Annotated in this window: 18 protein-coding genes; 1 reads left to right on the forward strand and 17 read right to left on the reverse strand. The window is 39.5% G+C overall.

Annotated elements, in window-relative coordinates; genetic code table 11:
- Positions 1–106 precede the first annotated feature (106 nt).
- The 5 genes from ACESQI_RS05200 to ACESQI_RS05220 form a co-directional block, all read right to left on the reverse strand.
- Positions 107–1,282: an IS256 family transposase gene (locus ACESQI_RS05200; RefSeq protein WP_373125527.1), complete on the reverse strand. Its 1,176-nt coding sequence runs from the start codon at positions 1,280–1,282 to the stop codon at positions 107–109.
- Positions 1,283–1,455: 173 nt separating this feature from the next.
- Positions 1,456–1,962, reverse strand: a complete 507-nt coding sequence (locus ACESQI_RS05205) for a flavin reductase family protein (protein ID WP_044095616.1) — start codon at positions 1,960–1,962, stop codon at positions 1,456–1,458.
- 75 nt (positions 1,963–2,037) lie between these two features.
- A complete protein-coding gene (locus tag ACESQI_RS05210) occupies positions 2,038–3,036 on the reverse strand; it encodes an MBL fold metallo-hydrolase (RefSeq protein WP_007485969.1) in 999 nt (332 codons plus the stop codon).
- Positions 3,037–3,172: 136 nt separating this feature from the next.
- Positions 3,173–4,252 (reverse strand): PspC domain-containing protein, encoded by a 1,080-nt coding sequence (locus ACESQI_RS05215; protein WP_007485974.1) that lies wholly within the window; start codon positions 4,250–4,252, stop codon positions 3,173–3,175.
- A 21-nt stretch (positions 4,253–4,273) separates the two neighbouring features.
- Positions 4,274–4,600, reverse strand: a complete 327-nt coding sequence (locus tag ACESQI_RS05220; protein ID WP_002562628.1) for a PadR family transcriptional regulator — start codon at positions 4,598–4,600, stop codon at positions 4,274–4,276.
- Positions 4,601–4,872: 272 nt separating this feature from the next.
- On the opposite strand from ACESQI_RS05220, the gene ACESQI_RS05225 reads away from it, so the two are divergent.
- Complete coding sequence (locus tag ACESQI_RS05225; RefSeq protein WP_007485975.1) at positions 4,873–5,370, forward strand: GNAT family N-acetyltransferase; 498 nt, start codon at positions 4,873–4,875, stop codon at positions 5,368–5,370.
- Positions 5,371–5,487: 117 nt separating this feature from the next.
- Here ACESQI_RS05225 and ACESQI_RS05230 read toward each other — a convergent pair whose 3' ends face one another.
- From ACESQI_RS05230 to ACESQI_RS05285, 12 genes are all read right to left on the reverse strand, one after another.
- The gene (locus ACESQI_RS05230) at positions 5,488–6,690 is read right to left on the reverse strand and encodes a T9SS type A sorting domain-containing protein (protein ID WP_007485976.1); all 1,203 of its coding nucleotides are present in this window, start codon (positions 6,688–6,690) and stop codon (positions 5,488–5,490) included.
- Positions 6,691–6,758: 68 nt separating this feature from the next.
- Positions 6,759–8,336, reverse strand: a complete 1,578-nt coding sequence (locus ACESQI_RS05235; RefSeq protein ID WP_007485977.1) for an FISUMP domain-containing protein — start codon at positions 8,334–8,336, stop codon at positions 6,759–6,761.
- A 29-nt stretch (positions 8,337–8,365) separates the two neighbouring features.
- On the reverse strand, positions 8,366–9,634 hold the full coding sequence (locus ACESQI_RS05240) for a DUF4302 domain-containing protein (protein ID WP_007485978.1): 1,269 nt from the start codon (positions 9,632–9,634) through the stop codon (positions 8,366–8,368).
- A 5-nt stretch (positions 9,635–9,639) separates the two neighbouring features.
- Complete coding sequence (locus tag ACESQI_RS05245) at positions 9,640–10,497, reverse strand: putative zinc-binding metallopeptidase (RefSeq protein ID WP_007485979.1); 858 nt, start codon at positions 10,495–10,497, stop codon at positions 9,640–9,642.
- A 12-nt stretch (positions 10,498–10,509) separates the two neighbouring features.
- Positions 10,510–12,000: a RagB/SusD family nutrient uptake outer membrane protein gene (locus tag ACESQI_RS05250; RefSeq protein WP_373125528.1), complete on the reverse strand. Its 1,491-nt coding sequence runs from the start codon at positions 11,998–12,000 to the stop codon at positions 10,510–10,512.
- An 18-nt stretch (positions 12,001–12,018) separates the two neighbouring features.
- A complete protein-coding gene (locus tag ACESQI_RS05255; RefSeq protein WP_002562635.1) occupies positions 12,019–15,630 on the reverse strand; it encodes a SusC/RagA family TonB-linked outer membrane protein in 3,612 nt (1,203 codons plus the stop codon).
- A gap of 115 nt (positions 15,631–15,745) precedes the next feature.
- A complete protein-coding gene (locus tag ACESQI_RS05260; protein WP_002562636.1) occupies positions 15,746–16,837 on the reverse strand; it encodes a FecR family protein in 1,092 nt (363 codons plus the stop codon).
- A gap of 123 nt (positions 16,838–16,960) precedes the next feature.
- A complete protein-coding gene (locus tag ACESQI_RS05265; protein WP_002562637.1) occupies positions 16,961–17,560 on the reverse strand; it encodes an RNA polymerase sigma-70 factor in 600 nt (199 codons plus the stop codon).
- A 195-nt stretch (positions 17,561–17,755) separates the two neighbouring features.
- On the reverse strand, positions 17,756–19,276 hold the full coding sequence (locus ACESQI_RS05270; RefSeq protein ID WP_002562638.1) for a peptide MFS transporter: 1,521 nt from the start codon (positions 19,274–19,276) through the stop codon (positions 17,756–17,758).
- 76 nt (positions 19,277–19,352) lie between these two features.
- Complete coding sequence (ybaK, locus tag ACESQI_RS05275; RefSeq protein ID WP_373125529.1) at positions 19,353–19,832, reverse strand: Cys-tRNA(Pro) deacylase; 480 nt, start codon at positions 19,830–19,832, stop codon at positions 19,353–19,355.
- Between the two features lie 371 nt (positions 19,833–20,203).
- Positions 20,204–23,029 (reverse strand): excinuclease ABC subunit UvrA, encoded by a 2,826-nt coding sequence (gene uvrA / locus ACESQI_RS05280; RefSeq protein WP_007485982.1) that lies wholly within the window; start codon positions 23,027–23,029, stop codon positions 20,204–20,206.
- 7 nt (positions 23,030–23,036) lie between these two features.
- Entirely contained in the window at positions 23,037–23,645 is a 609-nt protein-coding gene (locus ACESQI_RS05285; protein ID WP_373125530.1) for a gliding motility-associated C-terminal domain-containing protein, read from the reverse strand.
- Between the last annotated feature and the right edge of the window lie 227 nt (positions 23,646–23,872).

Here is a 23,872-nt window from a genome sequence, read left to right on the forward strand (position 1 = left end):
TTTCATACAAATCCAAATCAAGAATACCCTTCTATTTATCATTTAATCTCTATTCTAAATACGATTAATCTTTTCTCGGATTTTTCAACTCAGTTTACAAATATATCTAAAATTGATTAAAAATCAATGCCCAATTCCAAATAGGTTGATACCATTTCTTTTCTATTTCTGTAATAACCAGATACACAGACTTTTTCAAGGCATCATCATTTGGGAATGATAGCTTGTTTTTGGTGTACTTTCTAATTTTTCCGTTCAGATTCTCAATGAGATTCGTTGTATATATGATCTTTCTAATTTCAACCGGGAAGTCAAAGAATACGGTGAGTTCTTCCCAATTATTTCTCCATGAGCGTATCGCATATGGATATTTAGTCCCCCATTTTTGCTCAAAGTTCTCCAACTCCATCTTTGCGGCTTCTTTAGTAGGTGCATTATAGATATTCTTTAAATCAGAAGTAAACTCCTTTTTTTCTTTCCAGACCACATACCGACAGGAGTTTCTTATTTGATGCACTACGCATATTTGAGTGGTAGATGTTGGAAACACACTCTTGATAGTTTCTGTAAATCCATTCAGATTATCAGTAACCGTAATCAGTATATCTTCTACACCACGAGCTTTGAGATCCGTTAAAACGCCCATCCAGAAGGCAGCGCTCTCATTTTTACCAACCCACATACCCAATACCTCTTTCAAGCCTTCCTTATTTAGACCTACACATAAATAAATGGTCTTGTTGATGACCTTACCATTTTCCCTGACTTTAAATACGATACCATCCATCCAGACAATCATATATAAGCTCTCCAAAGGACGATTCTGCCACTCTGAAGCAGCCTGGCTGACTTTATTGGTAATAATAGAGATAGCGGAGGTGGAAAGATTGATACCGTATATTTCTTGCATTTCTGACTCAATGTCAGATACGCTCATGCCTTTGGCATAAAGAGAGATTACAAGACGTTCAATAGACAAGCCACGGGATTGATGCTTAGGGACTACAACTGGCTCAAATTCACTTTTTCTATCACGAGGAACCTGAATAACAGATTCTCCCATCTCTGTTTGAATCTGCTTCTTATAACTACCATTGCGGGAGTTGCCACTATGATCGCCTTGATTGGAGTGTTTCTCATAACCTAAGTGGTTATCAAGTTCAGCTTCCAACATTTGCTCATAGACACGAGTATGAAGCTCTTTCATGAAAGCGGTAACATCTTCACCTGTCTTAAACTGAGACAGGAACTCTTTACTTAAAAATTCTTTGGGGATGTCCATAAAATCTGCTTTTTTACAAAGTTAATATATAAATAAAAAAACTACGAGAAGAATCCCGTAGTTTTCTATTTACACAATATTATGGAGAGTCCCGATTATTCATTTCTTCTGAGAAGGATGCGGTTGAAAAGTTATATCAACTGCATCCTTCTCAGAAGAGTAACAGACCAGTATCAACGCATCCACACGCTCTCTATTTCAACCACATACATTTTGTGAAAACCGCCATGTGCACCTCCATACCATTTATCAATCAGTTTCTTATCAAAGAAATTTTCGGGATCAATAGCATCCGCATAGAGCTTTTTACATTCTAAACTCAGACGGGACTGTTCAAAAAACACATTTCCTTGCTCTGTAAACAACGGCTTCAATCCGGTTTCTTTCACTTTATCTACTTCTCTACCTGACTTTGATCCGCAAACGGCATGAATCTTTTTATTTTCTTCTCCCAGAAAAGAGAGGGTGAGATAATCGCCTTTCTCAATAAACTCATACGTATATCGTTCGGGGCGAACAAAGACAAAAGCTACCGGTTTATTCCAAAGCCAACCAATACCTCCCCAACTGGCAGTCATGGTATTAAAACCATCTTTGTTACCGGCTGTCACCAACATCCACTCTTTGCCAATGGCTTCAAAAAAATTCTCCGAAAGCTCTTTTATTTCTACCTTTTTCATTGCTATTTCTATTTGTGCTTCCCGCACAAGGAGGTGCGACAAGCGATGTTCTTTATAAAAATAATAATACAATACTTACTTCTGCCTTTTCAACTTTACAACCTCTCCAAGTGCAGGAATAACCACATTGACCTTCCGTTTTTTTGCCTCAGCAGCAAATACCTGAGGAGGATCATGAAGTGGCTCGTCTGATAAATCGAATGTTCCGTAATGCATCGGGATAGTCAATCCGGCCTGCATCTCTTGTGAAGCCGTCAATGCTTCATGAGGGGAAATATGATTGGGACGCATAAACCAACGGGGCTTGTAAGCACCAATCCCCACTAAGGCATAATCGGGAGCACCGAAAAGTTCCGGTATCTCCGAAAAATGTTGTGAATATCCGGTATCACCACTATAATAAACAGACATACCATCTCCCTGAATCATAAATGCACCCCAAAGGCGCTGTCCGCCATCACGCACCGAACGTTTGCTCCAATGCTGGGCAGGCAGAAAAGTGATTTTCAATCCTTCATCCATTATCTGCTGATACCATCCGGCCTCTACCATTTCAATCTCCGGAAACCAGCTTTTTATCAGCTCCCCGGTACCCAAGCCACAGAAAAGTTTCATCTGAGGATTGCTCTTTAATAGACAACCGACACTCTGTTTATCCAAATGATCAAAATGATCGTGACTAATCAACAGATAATCAATTCCGGTAAAAATGTCCGTATTGGCAGGAAACTGACTTCTTCGACGTACAAAAGGAATACTCCCGAATACCGGGTCAAACATGATACGTTTCCCTGCCAGTTGCAGAAAAAAAGAATTATGCCCAAGCCATATCAATGAGTTTCCCGTAACTGCATCCAATGAACGAAGATAGTTTACTCTCGGTTCCCACTTAACGGTACGTTTCTCTTTCCGTTGCGGATTGGGAGACAAACGCCATTTCAACACACTGCCCATTCCGGGCCGAAAACGATGCTGCCGATTGAAGAACCGTCCTTTTACCATTGGATTTCCCCTCCAATAGGGGTTTATAGTGGCCAGACGCTCGTTACGTCTGAAACATATATGCTCACCCATATTTCTCTAAACCAAATAAGATATCACAAACTTAAATAAAAATCATTGACTTACAAATAGAACAAACAAAAAAATGTGCCCCGGACACACTAAACGGGGCACATTTTATAAAACTAACTAAATATTTAACAAATGCTTAGATTGAATGGATGCCATAAAGCGGAAATTGCCATCCCAAAGCAGAGAGATTTACCAGGAAAATAACCAGTCCGAGTATCCAGAGAACCAGTAAAGACCACTTCAGACCAGTTGCCATCGGTGGCCAACGGAATATCTGCCGAAGGATCGTATAAACGATACACGCCAACGGGATACCCATCAAAACCACACCTGCCAGACTGCCTGCCACCGTCATAAACGGAGAGATAGATGCCAAAGGTGCCCAGTCGACTGCTGGAAGCATTTCATACAGAACGGCTCCCCCACCAATGGCTGCCGCAATGGCAGCAATAACCAATGCCACAAAGACAATAGCAAGTACAAACAACACCGGACTGAAAACAATGGCCAACACTACCAGACAGGCTTTCAAAAAGAATCCTGCAACCGCAACAAACGCATCTCCCAGTTTTTGAAGAAAGGTACGCGGTTTATCTGAATGCATATAACTATTCACACCATTGGCTACTTTTTCAAAACCATCGGTCACTGTCTTTCCTATATTCTCAACAGTTACCGCTTCGCCACGCATACTAAGCTTCTCTGCCGCAGTACGGGCCTCCGGAATAACAAGCCAGCAAATGATATATACAGGAATTAATGTGCCATATCCACAAATAAGAATGACCAGTGCCAACAGGCGTAACAGGGTCGGATCCCATCCCAGATAGGCAGCCAGTCCACTCAATACTCCACCCAGTAACTTATCATCCGGATTACGATACAACCGGCGCCGGGTAGTATAGGTATAAGAAGCAGAATTATTTGTTGAAGTTTTCTTTTCTTCTTCATCGGTAGTTCCGAAATCCTCAGGCTTTCCCACACGAGCAATCACTTCTTCTACATCAGCAAGCATAATCACCTGCGAACCTGCATTCAGCTTTTCTAAAAACAGTTCCGAAATACGGTTCTCAATATCATCTACTATTTCTTCGGCACCCTCTTGCTTACGAAAATGAAGTTTGAGGTTGCACAAATAGTTGTCCAGCAATCGGTAAGCATCCTCATCTATATGGAAGACAGTTCCACCTAAATTTACAGTCAATGTCTTTTTCATTGTTATTTCTTTTTAATCGGATTATCTGTTAGCTATATGATTCACAGTTTCATTAAGTTCTTTCCAGGAAGTTTCCAGCTCTCCGAGAAATCCCTCTCCTTTTTCTGTCAGTTTATAATATTTGCGTGGAGGTCCTTGTGTAGATTCTATCCATTCGTAACTTAGTAAATCATCATTCTTCAACCGGGTAAGCAATGGATACAATGTACCCTCCACTACAATCAGCCGGGCTTCTTTCAACTTCTGGATAATGTCCGAAGCATAAGCAGGCTCTTTATGCAATAACAGCATGATGCAGTACTCCAACATCCCTTTCCGCATCTGCGACTTTACATTATCTACATTCATAAGCTTCTTTTTTAGTTTGACGAAACAAATATATGCATTACTTTAGTACTATGCAATGCAAAGTACTATAAATTAATAATAATTAAGCCATTAACAGTTGTACACCTTATTATATATTCGTTCATCCCAAAGTACGTATTTAAGCCTCTGTTAAAATACTATTTAAGTCTGTCTTAAAATAGATATTAACTCACATTTAAATACGTACTTTTGCAATCATACTTATTTATCTCTTATATTTGCGTTTTATAAAACCAAAATACAATACATATATGTTTACTATCAGAAAAGCTACAACAGCAGATTGTGGGTTGATCCACGACATGGCTTCCATCGTATTCCCCGCCACTTATAAAGAGATCATTTCAGCAGAACAAATGGAGTTCATGATGGACTGGATGTACTCTCACGATAATATCCGCAAGCAAATGGAAGAAGAAGGACACGTCTACTTCATTGCCTACAAGGGAGAAGAACCTTGTGGATACGTATCTGTACAGCCTCAGGAGGAAAATATATTTCATTTACAAAAGATATACGTGCTCCCCTCTTTTCAAGGACAGCATTTAGGTAGCTTTCTTTTCCGTGAAGCGATAAAATACATTAAGGAAGTACATCCCGCCCCTTGCCTGATGGAACTGAATGTAAACCGCAGCAACAAAGCATTGCAATTTTATGAACGGATGGGAATGAGAAAGCTGCGTGAAGGAGATTTCCCGATTGGAAACGGATATTATATGAATGATTACATCATGGGATTGGAAATATAACAAGACTAACCGCCCAATAACAAGATATGAAATGCCCCTTTACATTATTTATTATGCATGATAACAATATATGTAAAGGGGCATTTGCTCTAACGTAAAGTAAAACTTGAGAGAGGATTATTTTTTAATGAATTTCTTTATGCTTGTCTTGCCATCTTTTGTAGCAACCTTAACCAGATAAATTCCCTTATTAAGAGAAGCTATTGACAGATTATTCACGTCTCTTTGTTCCATCACAGGAGTGCCCGAAATGGCATAAACTGTTATGTCGGATATTTCTTTAGAAACAACTTCAGAATCGGTAATATAAAAATCAGAAGTCAGATTTTCCCGGGTAATTCCGGTAATAGCACCATTCAAACTAAAATAAGAAGAGCCAATACCTTTTATAGTAGCAGGAGTGGTAGTGATTGCTTTCTTATCATAATCAACGGTTAACGCTGTTGCAGTCAACGGCATGGTATAAAGCTCGGTAGCCGGATTTGCAAGAGCATACACATTTACTTTATAGCTCAGACTATTAGTTATGGTAAACTTACCGGTTGTAGCTCTCAACCGGACTGACTTAAATGAGAAAGCTTTATTTGTATATGATCCGCTAATCAGACAATCTTTCAATGTATATTTGGAAGAAGCATTTGCTGCAAAATTAATGATATCTTTACTACCAGCAAATCCGGCATCAGCATCACCACAATCTATAAAGCTAACTTTCTCCATAGAAAAATCAATCGGAGTGGTTGCATCATTAGAATAATAACCACCACCCTGACATCTGTAAAAAGTAACATTATAAAAAGTAGCTTTACTAACTTTTGCTTTTTGAAGCATTATAGCTGCATTGGCAGGATTACCGGTATTCAAGTCATGTACTACAGTATTCTTAACAGAGATCGTTGGAATTTCTGTTTCTCCCAATGCTTTAAGGAAACAGATTGTATAATCATAAACTTCGCAATCTTCAACTGTCAAAGAAGATACTTTAGCAACATTAGCCGGAATATTCACTAATATCTTAGAAGGAGTCTTTTCTTCCGATGAACAAAATGCAATAATCCCCTTTATAGAGAAATTAATATCACTTTCTATGGAAAACAGTACATTATCCATTTTGACTCTTCCGCTTTTTGCTGATATATTCACATCTTTAGTCAACGTAATACTACTCAATGTAGCATTTTCCAGGTCAGCAGCAACCACAACATCACCCCCTGCCTCTACTGCAGTTTTAAAATCGGCAAATGTAGAAACTTCAACAGCATTCAATCTCAAACCACCTATTAATAACAGGCAAAGAATAAAAGTAATCTTTTGTTTCATAATCATTATATTTTAGTTTAGTTATTAATATGCTCCCTTCATACAATGTGAAGGGAGCCCCTGTATATTTATCTTTTAATGCAACGAACAGACATGCCGAACACTTTACCCAAAGGTCCTTGGGTACTATTATCCGTATTATAAGCTGCTCTCATTACATAGACGCTATTTCTACTAAACGGATCTTCTCCCGAATATTCAGTAGTACTCCAGAAGTAGGCTTCATAGCCAAATCTGTCAAATGAATAGGTAAAGTCTGAAGTATCCAACGTTCTCCAGCCTGCCGGTTGCATAGAAAAGCCGGTCAGATTATTGGGTGTAACACTTGTAGAAGCCTGCCAGTACCCATCAGTTGCTTTTAAATAAGCAGTACATTTAATGGCTTTAGTAGGATCGGCACCCGGAACAATATAAGTTTTCAGAGATAAGAAATCCTGCTGAGTAGGTATATCCCATCCTTCTGGGGCAAGTTTATTGCTGTTTACAACTGCATTCCAATTATACAAAGCTCCAAATACCTCTTTGTAATTCGTCGGATCATTGTTTACATAACAGAAAGCTCCCTCCGTATCATTTTTCCAATCCGCGCCACTCGTTATTTTATTAATCGGAGATCCATTGCTATATCTTTCGCATTTAAAATTATCTGCAATCCAATACTGGGTACCAATTTTAACAACACGATATTTGTTATAATCTAAATCAACCAATATATCTGCCTTAGCACTCGTGTTTCTCTGTAGTTTAGAAGCAGAAGTCGCTACCAGCTTATCTTTTTCAAGATATACTTTTTGTAAAGGACTTCCAGCTGTTCCAGCTGTATAAGTACAACTGTTTTTAGCAATATCCCACACTACATTGCCACCGTCTTTCACAGCAAGCCCCTTAGTCAAGTCAGTCTTTCCGGAAACAACCGGATATACCACAACCATTTGTTCGGAGACAGTACTTGTTTTAATAAACTCTTTGCATACCTCAGCAATCTGTACATCACCATACATTATTTTCTGTACGTAGCTGGCCGAAAAATCAGCAGGTACATCAATAGCATATGCCATACCCGTATTACTCTGGGTTACAGTGATATCCTTGCTCAAAGAGCCGGCTTTGACAGTAATAACAGCAGATCTGGGTTCACCATCCGTATATTCATCTGCCGAAACGGATAATACATCTCCATTGCGAGATACATTACACCACGTTTTATCAACATTGTAAGTCCATGAATCTGTATTCGTCGTTATGGTTACATTCACAGCTTCTCCACTGGCATCCAGTTCCACTTTATCCGGCACAAATGATAATGCTTCATTGGCAGCTGCTTGCTCCACCACAATATTTTTTGTGATATTACCTGCATATACGGTGACCGTTGTCGTACGTGGCTGCACTTTCAAATTATCATCCACCTCAATAATCAGCAAAGCACCTTCAAACCTCAAACTGCACCAGTCATCTTTTTCCGGACGTACCGCTTTCCAGGTAGCCTGATTAGTACTTACAGTTATTATTTCTTCATCAGCCGGAGCTGTAAAGTTCACTGTTTCTTTCGAAACAGACAGTGAAGGTTCGTCCTCCTTCGAACAACTAACGAATGAGACAAGCAGTAACAGCATTACGCCTACCCATTTAAATTCCTTTTTCATAAAATTCTCATTTAGTTTATATCTGTAATTTATTTGTTCACTTTCTCAAACTCCATCCAAACCCAGTTCTTCTTAGTGTTTACCAGATAGAGTTTATTGTCCTTCAATACCACAGAGTGTCCGGTTGAATCAAAAAAGTAAGAGTACATCTGAATACCAATGATATTATCGTAGATATTGATTACCTCATCTCCGATCCACCCTTCCGGTTCATCCTTCCCATATCTCACAAAGACAGCAATGTCATCTCTCTGCTTTTTTATCTCTTTGGCCAATACAGTTTGAGGTGCATCTTTACCATCAATACTAAGCAATACGGAGAAACCGGTTTTACCGTCTACATCCATAGTCAGCTGGGCACCGGCATAGTTCGGATATTTATATTTGTATAATTCAACCCAACCCTGAACATCATAACTTCCTCCAATCAGCCTGTAAGTGTTTCCGGCAGCCTGTTGTAAAGTAGGATATACAATTAATGGAGTTTTGGACGTCATCAATGTATCCGTATTCTCGGCTACAAACCTGGCCTTGGCATTGTTCCATACAAAATGCTGAATACTCTTACTATTGACCGTCACCGGAGCAGTTAAATCAAATCCTGTATCTGTAAAGGTGAAAGCAGCAGATGATGTCTTTACCGTTTCTCCCTGCATTTCCTTAAATACCAGTTCTTTCTTATCATCTGATAGCGTCACATCTGCCGTAGCTGCCGTAGGAGACTTCAGACAATGAAAAAATGAATTATTAGAGATCGAGGCAATATCCATTTCACGGATAAGGCGAATCTTATGTTGTTCTCCCGCACCTACTTTCTTAAATACCACCCGGTCCTGATTTTTACGTCCTTTGCAAACCAGAGAGTCCTGCGTCAATTCCATAATAATAAACTCAAAGTCACCTTTATACCCCTCACCCAAAGGAGTAGTAGAAGGATCGGCATAAGTATGAATCACCGAATAGGTATCAAATGACAGCATCGGTCCTTCACCCGAATTGAGGTTATAGGTGGTAGTAGATTCATCTTCATAGTTGGACCACATATAAACCCTGTCTTTACCCGTAAACTTCATGATGAAGCTAACGTAAGAAACAGCATTAGCCGGTTGGTAATCCAGTCGCCAGCCATTAGGAGCTGTTTGCAGTATATCATCGCATTGCTTTAAGAAAGTCTTCATTCTTTCACTTGCCGATTGTGCAAACACATCATCCACCTCATTTTTGCATGAAGTGAAGAATAGAGCCATGAAAGATAGCATCCATATTCCTCTATTCAGATATTTAGTCAATTTTCTCATAATTCCTAATAGTCTCCTAATACCACATTCTTTATTACTTCATCCATTTTCGCCTGAAAATGATACAAATCAATGTCCCATACATCCTTTAGATACCCCACCACAATTGCCTCCTTTTTGCGTAAAGCAGAGCGGGCATCTTCACTTTTGATCGTATTGATCATTATATCCCAGTCTCTTTTATTATTTGTCAGCATAGTAGCTATCATTTCCACAAAGTCTTCATCGGGTGCAGACATGGCATAATTTGTTATAAACCCTCTTTCCTGAGCATATTCATTGGAACGCAGGTACCAACTGGAAGAATATCCGGTCGTTATAGTACGATAATCCCGGCTATAAGCCACTTGCTGATGCATTATATGGGCAAATTCATGGTGCATCACATGAATAAACCTCTTCAACTTCGTGACATTCTGCGGACTAAAGCTATTTATTTCGTACAATACCATTTTACGCCCTCCCTCTGCAGTACCTTGTGTTACCGTTTCGTCGGGATTGTAACTTGCACTTCCTATCAATAATATTTGTTTCGGTATCAACCCTTTAAGAAAATTGCTGCCTGCTTCTTCCACATAAGGATCAACCCAGACCGTTTTTAAAATTTCAAGGAAAGGTTCTACCTTCTCTTCCTCCGGTGGAACCAGATTCTTGGCAACATCCGTTTCACTATCTTTCCAGCGATAAATCACTTCGACATTGTAGGGTTTCGTATAATTTTTATAGATATACAAATCCGTAGGAGTCAAATCTTTGAGATTGAACTCAGGAATTTCAATACCTGATTCTCCCAAATCTTCCGAGCATGAGTGAAACAGTCCCACACTCAATGCACAAACCAATAGTAACAATACTCTTTTCATAATCATACGTATTTATCTGGGATTAGGTGTTAAACCATAGGCAATAGCATCACTCGGTACCTGAACGGCTCTACGAAGATCGCGTTTGACCAACACATCCTTTTGACTGGGCATGCCATATGGATAATGAACGATTTCTATACCAAACCGCTTCACATCAAACCACCGCATGCCTTCCATCACAAACTCCACCCGGCGAAGTTCTACGGCACATTGCACAAATGCTGCCTGCTCCGTATCCATCTCATAGAAAGGAGTCAGTGGGGTATAATCCGCATAGAACTTTGTTATATCTTCGGCTTTTACGTTTTTAGAAACATCATAAGACAAAGTCCGTTTGCTATAAAAAGCATTGATGTCTGCCAAAGCTTCCGTATACCTTTTCTTCATGGCATAAGCCTCTATACGGTTAAGCAGCACTTCATCTTTAGTAAGAATGGGAATCATGGCATACAAATAACCAGTCGTTGCATTGATGCCTATCTGTTGGAAATACTCCTTCCATTTGAGCATGGTAATCGGATCACCTTTATCTGCCTGCCACTTCTCAAGTACATACGCCCAGGGCAAGCCAATCGCATTTACCTTGGCACTACGAAACAGCTTCGACTCCAAAGAACTGTTAAAGCCATATCTATAAAACTCCTGGTAACGGGCAATCTTTGTCAAAGATGAAGCTAACAGTAAAATAGAGGGCTGCTCGGCAGATGTATACTCTTTCTCACGAACGGAAGTAGACAGTTGTCCATGAGTGATCCAGTCACGCAACTGAGAAGCAACATCTCCTGTACCAAAAACAGCATTAGCATGTTCGATCACCTTGTCCCAATCACCTTTATACAGATAGAAACGACTGGCAAAAGCATGTGCGGCAGCCTTCGTAAAGTGGTATTTAGGAACGGTATAAGTGTGATCCTGGATCAGAGAAAGCCCTTCTTTCAAATCCTGTTCTATCAATTCGTACACTTTTGCTACACTCTCCCTCTTGTAGTCTTTCAACACTACAGTCTCGGGTTCAGTAACGTATGGAACACCCAAATCTTTATCGGCTGTTGCCGGATCATAATGTTGAGCAAAAATATTCACCAGCATAAAATGGCAATAAGCCCTTGCCACCAAAGCTTCACCACGCTGGGCCTGCGTATCCATTCCACCCAGTTTATCCAAAGCTTCCAAAGCATGATTGGCAGCAGCAATTGCTTCATAACATGAACTCCAATAGCCTGTAGGGGAATCCTGTAAGGTATACGAAACATCTTTCCACTTAAAAGACTCCTCAACAGCCCTGTCCGACTGAATGGCCACTCCTTTATCTTCGGCGTTGTCACTCATGGCCTCACAGAATTCAACATAAGCTCGGTTAGGATATGCCGAGACCAATAGTTCGGATATAGTTTTGGCATTATCCAGTTCTGTTCTATTATCAGGCACTTTATCCAGGAAATCATTGCATCCGGACAAAAGAACCGCAGCTGAGATAAATATATAATATCGTACTTTCATATCTTGATTTTATCATGGTTAGAAACTTGTTCGCACAGACAAAGTAAATTGTCTCGGAGTAGGCATTGCCACACCACCCGAACGGAAAAATTCAGGATCCTGTCCGTTTAACTTTTTATCAGAATAAATCAGCCACAGGTTGGAAGCAACGCAACGTAACTGCAAATTATTCATCCCGACCGCTTTCATCCAGTTTCCTTTGAAATCATAAGAAAGAGAAATTTCTTTCAAACGAATAAAGGCACCGTTGGCAACCCGCGCATCCGAGTAATTATAAGCGTTATAAGCCACATTGAGATTCTCTATATTAGAGACTTGCCTTTTTGAAGGAATACCCGGTACGTCGGTATATTTCTCATTTCCAGCCTGCATCCATCTGTTTTTCATCTCTTTCGGCATAGCACTCATATCCGAATATACAGCAGAGAACTCCGGATACAGACGAATTACATTGCCAAACTGATAAGTGAAATACACGTTCATCTTCCAATTCTTGTACATAAAACCATTGTCAAATCCACCGGTTACTTTCGGATCAATAGAACCTTCATATTTCAGATGGCCGATATTATTATTTTCCTGAAAATTAATATCAGTGGAAGTCAATTCTCCGTCCTCATTGATGAAGGTGGGAAATCCGTTGCTATCCAATCCTTTAAACTGATACGAAAACAGTCCCCTCACAGGATAGCCTTGCAAAGGACCACCTTCTTCTTTCACCAGGTCGATAACTCTGGGCATTGATTTTAAATTCGTAATCTCATTATGGTTGAATGAGAAAGTCAGATTAGAAGTCCAGTTAAAATTCTTCGTAACGATATTCTTCGTGTTTAAAGTAAATTCCACACCACGGGATTTCATATCTGCATAGTTCGCAGCCTTCATAGCTTCTCCCCCGATTCCGGATGTACGCATATAACCAATCAGATCGAACCCATTCCGGAAATAAGCATCTGCACTTAAACTTATCCGGTTATGCAGAAACCCCATATCAATACCGACATTCGTTTCATATTGTTTTTCCCAAGTAAGTTCAGAGTTTTGCAATGAACTAATTAATACCTGATTTTCTCTGTTTCCTTGCGTATCACGAAAAGTCACCTGATTTCTAAAAATAGCCAAAGCATTGCTGGCCGGTCCCATACTGGCAGTCAATCCGTAAGTGGCTCTCAAGGTCAGTGCCGAAAAAAGAGTCTGGGTTTTCATGAAACTTTCTTCCAAAGCATTCCATGAACCACTAACATTCCAGGTAGGCAACCAACGGGAGTCACGTGCACGCCCCAAACGGTTCGAACCATCATAACGTCCGGTCAAATTCAAAGTATATTTCCCATTATACGAAAAACTGGCAGTTCCAAAGAAAGCTACAAAACGGTCATAATTTTCTTCCATTCCATAATAATCAAAACCTCCTACCAATATCTGTTGCAAAATGCGATAATCAACAGAAGGGACGCCTCCCTTATCCCATTGATATCCGTAACCATTATTAAAACCGCTTTTACGGTCAGCAGACTTTATCTCCTGGCCAACCATCAAATTAAAAGGGTGCTTCCCAAACAACATTTTATTATAATTGGCCGTTGCCCGGAAGTAGTAACTCAGCATTGTATTATTAGTCGTATTATAAAAACCGCCTTCGGGCATTACCACCTCAGGAAGAGCATCCGGGTTATCCGGATCTTTATAAAGAAACTTATTTTTATCACGAATGGTAGCATCATCTGCTGCACGATAGGCCATTGCCATATTAGAATTACCGTATATTTTATGTTCCTGTGTAGACTTAACATACCTTATTGCGCCCAAAGCATTCAACTCTAAAGTCTTAAAAGGCTTATAATTCAGTTCCATTTGCAGTTTCAGATCCATCATATCCATATCAATGAAATTGGAATTCATTTCATTCAGAATACTAAAAGGGGCATAGTTCATCCGATAGTATTCAGGATCTCCGTTAGCCGTATAAGCCGACATTGTCCTACTCGTATTCAATGCATAACTGAAAGGATTGATATCAAAATCACGTGTATACTCTCCATTCACAGCATCCATATCGCGGTCCATGGTTCCCGGTACCCTCTGATTACGAATTGATCCGCTGGTATTTACTCCGAAAGTCAGGTATTTATTCAAATCGAATGAAGCATTCATATTGGCAGTATAGCGATTTACCTTATCTGCATCTGTCCACCCCGGATCATTATAGAAACTAAGAGAAGTATAGAAACGGGAACGTTCATTTCCCGATGAAATACTTAGTGAATGATTACTTTGAAGAGTCGGCTTAAACAAAACACTAAACCAATCTGTATTACGCATCTCTGCAGACTGCAAAAAGCGCGAACGGGATTGAGGTGTATTCATCAACCCGAACTGTCCGTTAGTCTTATCAAACTGGTTAATAAGATCATACATCTGAAAAAATACCCCTCCATTCTCAGCCCGTGAAATTGTAGCATGATCCAGCCAACCTTTCTGCTCCATATCCAAATAGACAGACATCTGATCTTTTGAATTCATAATATTATATTGCGAGTACGAAGGACGGGTGCGCATGGTAAACTCTCCTGTATAGCTAATGGATGCAGTACCTTTCTTACCTTTCTTTGTAGTTACAACAATCACCCCGTTCATAGCACGCGCTCCATAAAGAGCTGTAGCCGAAGCGTCTTTCAATATCTGGAAACTTTCAATATCGTCAGCATTCAATCCGGCAACGGCCGAACTGATAAGAGTAGCTGCATTTCCGGAAGACAAATCATCCGGAGAAACTTCTACCACATCTTCAAGGACTACCCCGTCAACCACCCACAAAGGACTTTGATTGCCATATATGGAAGATGCACCACGAACACGTATCTTCGGAGCAGCACCAAAGGTACCGGATACAGATTGTACCTGCACTCCTGCCGTCTTTCCCTGTAGCATCTTACTAATGTCAGTTACTCCGTCCACCTTTGCTTTATCACCCGAAATACGATCAGCAGCTCCTGTAAAAAGCCTGCGGTCTATCTTCTGGTATCCGGTAACAACAACTTCATCCAGTTCCTGAGAATCCGAAAGCAATACTATTTTAGTAAAACCGGGAGCTATATTGAGTTCCTGGGTTTTCATTCCGACATACGAAACAATAAACCTTTTGGCATTATCAGGAACATCTAACTGAAATTTCCCATCAAAATCTGTAATTGTACCCGTAGAGGTACTTCCTTCTATCTGTATTGTCACGCCTGGCAATACCTCTCCGCTCTCATCAGTAACCAATCCGGTTATATTTTTGACTTTCTGCTTCGGCTTTTCTACATTGGTTTTATGCTTAAAAATTTGTATACGCTTATTTTTAACTTCAAAATTCAGATTCTGACCGTCTAAAATAATCTTCAAAGCATCTTCAATACTTTTATTCTCCAACTGTACAGTGACAATTTTAGATAATTCTACATCATTGACATTGAACCACAATGAAAACTTTGTATCATTTTTCAACTGTTCCAGTGCTTCTTTGACTGTAACATTTTTAAGATTCAGAGATAGTGTAACATCCTGAGCCAATAAATTCTTACTACATAATAAAACTATTAAAATAGTACTAATTTTCAGGATGTTATTCAACTTATTTTCATACATTTGTAACATCTTTATATATTAAACAATATGTTTTTATATGCTGAGACTGGAGTCGGGAGTGCGCCAACAGAACCCGACTCTTTGTTTTTATATCTTATTCCTCATAGATTCCCTCCTATTTTCTTGATATTACAATTTTATTATTATCGACAACATAGCGTAAATTGTTGCTTTCCGCCATCATTTTTAAAATATCATACAATGTTTCTTCATTTCTAAAATCTCCGTAGAATTTTTCGGACTTCAGCTTTTCATCTTTTATCTCAATCTGTACATTAAAGACTCTTTCCAGATCGCGAACAATCTGAATAAGAGATTCCTCATCAAAAAATAAAGTATTCCGTAGAGTAATATTCGGATTTTCCGTCTTCGCCAAAGCCTTATCTACATTCATTTGCTTTTCATCAATAGGTTCTTCTTTAGGTAAAGTCCACATAGCAAACAGATCGGCTTTTACATTTTTCACTTTCATATCCTTTTTTGCCTTATCGAAAATAGCCTGCTGATTAGGAACCAGATGAACTTCCTGTTTCTTATCCTCAATTCCTACATTCAAACTTCCCTCAACAAGAGTCACTTTAGCACTTTCATCATCTGAATAGGACTTAAAATTGAATTTGGTACCCAATACTTCCACCTGCACCTTGCCCGAAAAGACTTTGAATGGCAAATTCCGATTTTTGGTTACTTCAAAATAACCTTCACCGCTTAGTTTTACATCACGATTATTTTTTCCAAAATTATTTTCATACGAAAGAATACTCCCTGAGTTTAACCAGACGGTTGTACCATCCGGTAAAACAATTTTTGATTTAGAACCAAACGGAATTTCTATCGTTTGTGTTAGCTGAGTCTGAATATAGTGACTTTGAAAGAAATAAAAGGCAGTAGCTCCCAAGCCAAAAACAAGTAATAAAATAGCTGCATAACGCAATGTTCTATACAGAGAGAGTGTACGATGCTTTCTGCTTATAGTTCCTATTCTGACCACAAAGCGCTTATAGGCAGACTCCACCGAAGGCCTAAAACGCTTTTTGCTATTCAGAACATGCAGATATTTTTTTAAAATACAATACTCCTCATACTGTTTCTTATTTTCCGGACTGGCATTATACCATTGCCGTAAATAAGTATACTCTTCAGAAGACAAAAGCCCTGAAAGTTGCTTATCAATAAGTTCTTCAATTATATTATTATTTTCACCCATATTAAGTCCTTTTAATAGGGAGACGAGATTTTTAAGATGTAGGGGTAGTGAAATTCTAAAAAATCTTTCAAGAAAAAACAATTATGGAGAATTTAATCACACAAAGAGCTGTATTTTCTGATATTAGTGTCTAAACAAAAAGACAAATGCCACAACAATAGCAAAAAGATAGTCACCAAGCCCTTCTTTCAGTACAGATAAGGCCTTTTTAATATGATATTTAACTGTATTGATAGAGATATTCAGACGTTCTGCTATTTCCTGATTAGAAAGTCCTTCAAACCGGCTCATTTGGAATACAGTCCGGCATTCAACAGGTAAGGTTGACACTATCTCTTCTATTTTATCCTCCAGTTCCAATAAAGCTATTTTATCAAACAACTCTTCGTCAGCAATAAAACAAGTCTCATATTCATCAATAGTACTCATGCGCACAACCTTGGTTTCCTGCACATTACTACGCAAATAATCAATACTCCTGTTACGAACCGAACGGATTAAATACCCTTTCAACGAAATATTAATATCCAATTGTTTTCGTTTTTCCCATACCGATAGCAATACATCCTCGGCTATACCCTGGCATATATATTCATCCTCTATATATTCATAAGCAATAGCACACATCAATGCATAATAGAGATCGAACAAACGGCGAAAAGCATTGTGTTCTCCATTCCTTAATTGAATAAGTAATTCGGTTTCTATATGATAAGGATTCATTCAGTTGTTTACCTTACAATTTTATCTTGTGCCACAAAGTTATACGAAATTTAATTTAATATGTAAGAAAACACAGATAAAAAACAAAATAAAGAAACAAATCGCCTAATTTTATCTACAATGTGAGAAAAAAAAGCGAGAGTATCCGTTCTACTAGGATACCCTCGCCATATTCTATAATAACAAAGCTATTTCTTATTTAGCCACTCTTTCCAACCATTTCAGCATAAAGAGCATTGTAATCATCGAAATACTACAAGCCACCACAAATACTGTCCATGTCATCCAGATAGGAATTGTCTCATACAGCACAGCACCGATGAAAAGCAACTGATTACCTATAGCAGTAGCACCAAGCCATCCACCTTGCATGATACCCTGATATTTAGGAGGAGCCACTTTGGAGACAAACGAAATTCCCAACGGAGAAATATACAATTCAGCAACTGTAAGGATAAGGTAAGTCAACATCAACAACAACGGAGTGACTTTCACCGGTGAAGTTCCTACAGCTAAGATTTCTTTATGCAGAGGCAAATCGGCAACATAAGAGCCAATGGCCATTACAACAAATCCCAAAGCTGCTATTCCCATACCGATTGCAATCTTTTTCGGAGTAGATGGTTCACATCCACGAGCACGCTGACGAGCAAATACAGCCATTATCACCGGAGTAAGGAACACCACAAAGAAAGGATTCAACGATTGGAACAATTCAGCCGAGATAGGCATTCCAAAGAGATTAAGATCGGTGTATTCTTTTGCAAAGAATGTCAGTGTCAAACCATTCTGATGGAAAGAGAACCAGAAGAAAATAACAATACCAAATACAGCAAACAAAGCATAAATACGCTGTTTTACCTCTTGTGCACTCATCTCCACTACAGATGCAGCGGTATTGCTCTTATCGGCAACAGCTTTCTTACTTGGATCCGGGAAGTTCTTCTTATTCAACATATAGATAAGAAGTGAAACAGCCATTGCTACAATAGCAACAGCAAAAGCATAATGGAAACCGGTAGTAAACACATTCAAATAATCAGCAGCAAAAGTTGTAAGATCGGTTACGGAAGTAGAAGAAGACTCTGAGGCCAATCTGGTATAAGTTTCGATAGCTTCCGGAGTTAAAGTCTGAGCCAATTGTCCATGGCACAGAGCAGGCAGATCGGCATTATAGGCATAACCGAAAGTAGACAACCACCAGTTACGTACACCGATTGCTGCCATCGGAGCAAAAATAGCACCTATATTGATGAACATATAGAACAATGAGAAACCGGAGTCACGCATAGAAGAGTACTGAGGATTGTCGTACATTTGTCCGACCAATGCTTGCAGGTTACCTTTAAAAAGTCCATTACCAAAAGCAATAACAAACAATCCGATACAGGTGATAGTTAAAAATAAAGTTTGATTGTCAACCGGAGTTTTGGAAGGAATAGCAAGCATCAGATAACCTAAGGCCATCAAAACAATACCTACCATAATCGTTCCTTTGTAGTTTCGTGTTTTATCGGCAATAATACCCCCTACCAAGGCAAGGATGTAAATAGAGAAATAAAACGTTGAATAAATAATTCCTGCGGTCTTTCCATCCAGCCCAAACTTAGCTTGCAGGAAAAGAACAAGGATTGCCATCATAGTATAAAAGCCGAAACGTTCGCCAAGATTGGCCAAAGCGGCTGGGATTAACCCTTTAGGGTGTTTACTAAACATAAGATATAAATATTTAATTAATAATTTGAATTGTCATTTCAAGTATAATTTCTGCAAATATATACTTTTTTTTGAATTATTCAGTGAACAAGACACAAACTTCAGCGCGTGCTTCCTTAATTAAATCGTTAGGAGCCACTTTTATCTGTAACCCCCGCTGGCCGGCACTTACATAAATATACGGAAACTCCAGGCAGGTCTCATGAATGTAGGTAGGAAAATGCTTTTTCATCCCGATAGGAGAACAGGCACCACGAATGTATCCGGTAGTAGGAAGAAGTTCCTTCATCGGAATCATATCACAACTCTTGTTGCCGGATACTTTAGCAGCAAGTTTCAGATTCACCTCTTTGTCGCCGGGAACAATACAAACAAAATGCCTGGTCTTATCTCCATGCAAAACAAGAGTCTTAAATACCTGATCGATATTCTCGCCTAAGTTTGCTGCCACATGTACAGCACTCAAATCATCTTCATCTACCTCGTAAGGAATTAGTTCATAAGATATTTTAGCCTTATCTAACAAGCGGGCAGCATTGGTTTTATTTATTTTCATGACTTATTTCTTTCTGTTTATAGATTTCGAAGAACAAAAATAGGAAAAAATTATCCCCCGGCAAAAACGTTGATTCGTTTTTACCGGGGGAAATACACCTTTATAATACTTCAAACGCATATCTTCTGCGTATAGTAACGAAGTATCTTTTTATTTTTTCATAAACTTAAAGGTTTTCACACCATCTTGTCTGACCATTTTCACAGACTATCCAGTATGGCATCACTATTGGCAGATACCGGGGAACAAACAAATAACAACGATAAAACAAATAATTGATTCTTCATCTTAGGGTATGTATTTTTAGCTTTCTTCACCACCAACAGACGTGCAAATCCGGTAAAATCCGCTACCGGAAACGGTATTCCTTGCTAAAGGGAAAGTTCCTCGCGAAGAAACTTCGGCGTATATCCTTTCTTGCTCTTCGCAACCTCTTCAGGCGTACCGAAACTGAGAAGTTTTCCTCCTCCCTTTCCACCATCCGGGCCCATATCAATGATATAGTCTGCCATCTTTATTACATCCAGATTATGCTCTATCACAATAACCGTATTTCCCTTATCTACAAGCTTATTCAGTACATTCATCAGCACACGGATATCTTCAAAATGCAGTCCGGTGGTAGGTTCATCAAGGATATAAAGTGTCTTACCGGTATCACGCTTTGAGAGTTCGGTAGCCAACTTCACACGCTGACTTTCACCACCGGAAAGTGTAGTTGACGACTGCCCTAACTTAATATATCCCAAACCAACGTCTTGTATCACTTTTATCTTATTCAGAATTTGTGGCACATTTTCAAAGAATTCAACTGCACGATTGATAGTCATATCCAACACATCGGCTATGGATTTTCCTTTAAAACGTACTTCCAAAGTTTCGCGGTTGTAACGTTTGCCATGACACACTTCGCAGGGTACATATACATCCGGCAGAAAGTTCATTTCAATTGTCTTATAACCATTCCCGGAACACGCTTCACAACGTCCGCCAGACACATTGAACGAGAAACGTCCCGGCTTATAACCACGTATCTTTGCTTCCGGTAATCCTACAAACAAATTGCGAATATCAGAAAAAACACCTGTATAGGTAGCCGGGTTGGAACGTGGTGTACGTCCCAACGGCGATTGATCTACATTGACCACTTTATCAATATTCTCCAATCCTTCAATAGAACCATATTCCAACGGATCCTGAAGAGAACGATAAAACTTCTGCGAAAGAATAGGCTGCAATGTTTCGTTTATCAACGTAGATTTACCACTACCCGATACACCGGTCACACAAATCAATTTACCCAATGGGAATTCCACATCCACATTCTTCAGATTATTTCCTTTTGCACCGCGAAGCCATAATGACTTACCATTACCGGGACGACGTTTGGCAGGAACTTCTATCTTTTGCTGACCATTCAGGTATTGCGAAGTTAATGTAGACGTCTGTAACATCTCCTGTGGCTTGCCGGCAAATACCACTTCACCACCCAGACGACCCGCTTTAGGTCCCATATCAATCACATAATCAGAAGCCAACATCATATCTTTGTCATGCTCTACCACAATCACAGAATTACCCATATCGCGCAATTCCTTCAATGAGTTAATCAGACGCAGATTATCCCGCTGATGAAGTCCGATACTCGGCTCGTCCAGAATATAAAGCACATTCACTAACTGCGAACCAATCTGTGTTGCCAATCGAATACGCTGACTCTCACCACCCGATAAACTCACCGAACTACGATTGAGAGATAGATAATCCAACCCTACATCCAACAGGAATTTCAGGCGTGTACGAATTTCTTTCAATATCTCGGCTGCAATCTTCTTTTGTTTATCAGACAGAAACTCATCCACCTTCTGCAACCAGTCATAAAGCTCGCTGATATCCATATTGGAGAGTTCATTGATATTCTTATCATGAATGCGGAAGTGCAATGCCTCTTTATTAAGTTTCGCTCCCTTGCATTCAGGACAGACGGTAGTACGGGCAAACTGTTCTGCCCACTTCTGAGCTGTAGCCGAAGCATCTTTCTCCTGCAACATCTGGATATACTTCACTACACCCTCATACGTCACGAAATAATCAGAAGAGGTGCCAATGAGCGAACTCTTTATCTTAATTCGTTCATCCGATCCATACAGCACTTCATCCATAGCATCCTCCGGTAAATCTTTAACCGGAGTTTTCAATGTGGCTTCATACTTTTCAAGCAATGCACCGATTTGCCAGAATATCATTGCATTTTTATATTTGCCCAATGGAGCAATAGCACCTTCGTAGATAGACATGTTCCGGTCAGGTATCACCTTATCGACATCAATCTGATTCACTACTCCAAGTCCCTTACACTTTGGGCAGGCTCCTTGCGGAGAGTTAAAAGAGAAATTATGCGGAGCCGGTTCCCGGTAGGACAGTCCGGTTACGGGACACATCAAACGCTTACTATAGTGACGGAGTTCTCCGGTAGTGACGTCCAATATCATTAGTAATCCGTCACCCTGACGCATTGCTGTGGCAACACTTTGTTTCAGACGTTTATCGTCCTTATCGCCCACTATCATCTTATCAATCACTACTTCAATATCATGATTCTTGTAGCGATCCAACTTCATACCATGCGTCACTTCACGTACCTCACCATCTACACGTACATAAAGATACCCCTTCTTACGTACTTGTTCGAACAGTTCTTTATAGTGTCCTTTACGGGCACGCACCAACGGTGCCAACATATAGATTTTCTTTCCTTTATAATCTCCTAAAATAAGGTCAAGTATCTGCTCTTCGGTATATTTCACCATTTTCTCTCCTGAGAGATAAGAGTAAGCTATTCCGGCACGGGCATAGAGCAAACGGAGATAATCATAAATCTCCGTTGTGGTACCCACTGTAGAGCGGGGATTCTTGTTTGTTGTTTTCTGTTCTATGGAAATCACCGGACTCAATCCGGTTATTTTATCTACATCGGGACGCTCCAGATTACCCAAAAAATTACGGGCATAAGCTGAAAAGGTTTCAATATAACGTCGTTGTCCCTCAGCAAATATCGTATCGAATGCCAAAGAAGATTTACCACTTCCGCTCAATCCGGTAATAACTGTCAGACTGTTACGGGGAATTTCAGCATCAATATCTTTCAAATTATGTACACGCGCACCGTATACATTTATATATTCTGTTTCCTGCATATCCTTTTTACCTCAGTATATTTATATCTCCTTTATGCTTATACACTACTCCGTCCGCACCACGTGCTTCTACTACGATAAAATACACGCCTACAGGCACCTGATGCCCACGGGATGTTCCATCCCATCCCTTATCAATGTCCGTCAATCCCCACTGATACAACTTCTGTCCCCAGCGATTGAACACAACAGCATCGAAACTAACAAGTGATTTATACTTCACTTTAAAAATATCATTAATACCGTCTCCGTTAGGTGAAAAAGCATTAGGTATTTTCAATTCCGACTCAGGTACCTGAATGATAAACACATCTGATATCGAAGTTGGTCCGTCTTCTGTTTCCGTATCACTCACCTGTAACCTGACATAGAATGTCCCCGAAGTAACAAAATCAAAAATGGTTTCTTCTTCATAACGTGGTGACCCGCTTATAGGATCATTAAATTCCTCATCAGATGCAAAATTCCATTCATAACGTAATGTTGGAGAAGGAGACTCAATATTGGCCACAAAACGAAATTTAAGTGGAGCCGACCCCACATACGGTTCCCCACCGGCCTCAAGTGTCTTAGGCTCTGTAGGATCAGTACCATTCTCCAGTAGCAATATAGCCACAGGATTTAACTTAATCTGTGCCCAACTCTCTGAAAAAGGAAAGGCAAGACAGAACAATATTATATAAGATAATCTGTGTAGTGACATAACATCTGCAAAATTAATGTTTCCACTTGAATTATGGTCTTAAAGAAACACAATATTATTTTCTTAACTCAATTATTAGGCAGATATATATCAGAATTTGTACCTTTGTTGCCTGATTTTAAGAACTAATAGTTTAAAAA

Origin of the sequence: Bacteroides sp. HPS0048 (assembly GCF_964240755.1) — a bacterium.
Taxonomy (GTDB): domain Bacteria; phylum Bacteroidota; class Bacteroidia; order Bacteroidales; family Bacteroidaceae; genus Bacteroides; species Bacteroides nordii.

Bases quoted from the DNA above. Each gene is read 5' to 3' on its own strand.
- ACESQI_RS05200 (WP_373125527.1), bottom strand. From the start codon at position 1,282: ATGGACATCCCCAAAGAATTTTTAAGTAAAGAGTTCCTGTCTCAGTTT.
- ACESQI_RS05205 (WP_044095616.1), bottom strand. From the start codon at position 1,962: ATGAAAAAGGTAGAAATAAAAGAGCTTTCGGAGAATTTTTTTGAAGCC.
- ACESQI_RS05210 (WP_007485969.1), bottom strand. From the start codon at position 3,036: ATGGGTGAGCATATATGTTTCAGACGTAACGAGCGTCTGGCCACTATA.
- ACESQI_RS05215 (WP_007485974.1), bottom strand. From the start codon at position 4,252: ATGAAAAAGACATTGACTGTAAATTTAGGTGGAACTGTCTTCCATATA.
- ACESQI_RS05220 (WP_002562628.1), bottom strand. From the start codon at position 4,600: ATGAATGTAGATAATGTAAAGTCGCAGATGCGGAAAGGGATGTTGGAG.
- ACESQI_RS05225 (WP_007485975.1), top strand. From the start codon at position 4,873: ATGTTTACTATCAGAAAAGCTACAACAGCAGATTGTGGGTTGATCCAC.
- ACESQI_RS05230 (WP_007485976.1), bottom strand. From the start codon at position 6,690: ATGAAACAAAAGATTACTTTTATTCTTTGCCTGTTATTAATAGGTGGT.
- ACESQI_RS05235 (WP_007485977.1), bottom strand. From the start codon at position 8,336: ATGAAAAAGGAATTTAAATGGGTAGGCGTAATGCTGTTACTGCTTGTC.
- ACESQI_RS05240 (WP_007485978.1), bottom strand. From the start codon at position 9,634: ATGAGAAAATTGACTAAATATCTGAATAGAGGAATATGGATGCTATCT.
- ACESQI_RS05245 (WP_007485979.1), bottom strand. From the start codon at position 10,497: ATGAAAAGAGTATTGTTACTATTGGTTTGTGCATTGAGTGTGGGACTG.
- ACESQI_RS05250 (WP_373125528.1), bottom strand. From the start codon at position 12,000: ATGAAAGTACGATATTATATATTTATCTCAGCTGCGGTTCTTTTGTCC.
- ACESQI_RS05255 (WP_002562635.1), bottom strand. From the start codon at position 15,630: ATGTATGAAAATAAGTTGAATAACATCCTGAAAATTAGTACTATTTTA.
- ACESQI_RS05260 (WP_002562636.1), bottom strand. From the start codon at position 16,837: ATGGGTGAAAATAATAATATAATTGAAGAACTTATTGATAAGCAACTT.
- ACESQI_RS05265 (WP_002562637.1), bottom strand. From the start codon at position 17,560: ATGAATCCTTATCATATAGAAACCGAATTACTTATTCAATTAAGGAAT.
- ACESQI_RS05270 (WP_002562638.1), bottom strand. From the start codon at position 19,276: ATGTTTAGTAAACACCCTAAAGGGTTAATCCCAGCCGCTTTGGCCAAT.
- ybaK (WP_373125529.1), bottom strand. From the start codon at position 19,832: ATGAAAATAAATAAAACCAATGCTGCCCGCTTGTTAGATAAGGCTAAA.
- uvrA (WP_007485982.1), bottom strand. From the start codon at position 23,029: ATGCAGGAAACAGAATATATAAATGTATACGGTGCGCGTGTACATAAT.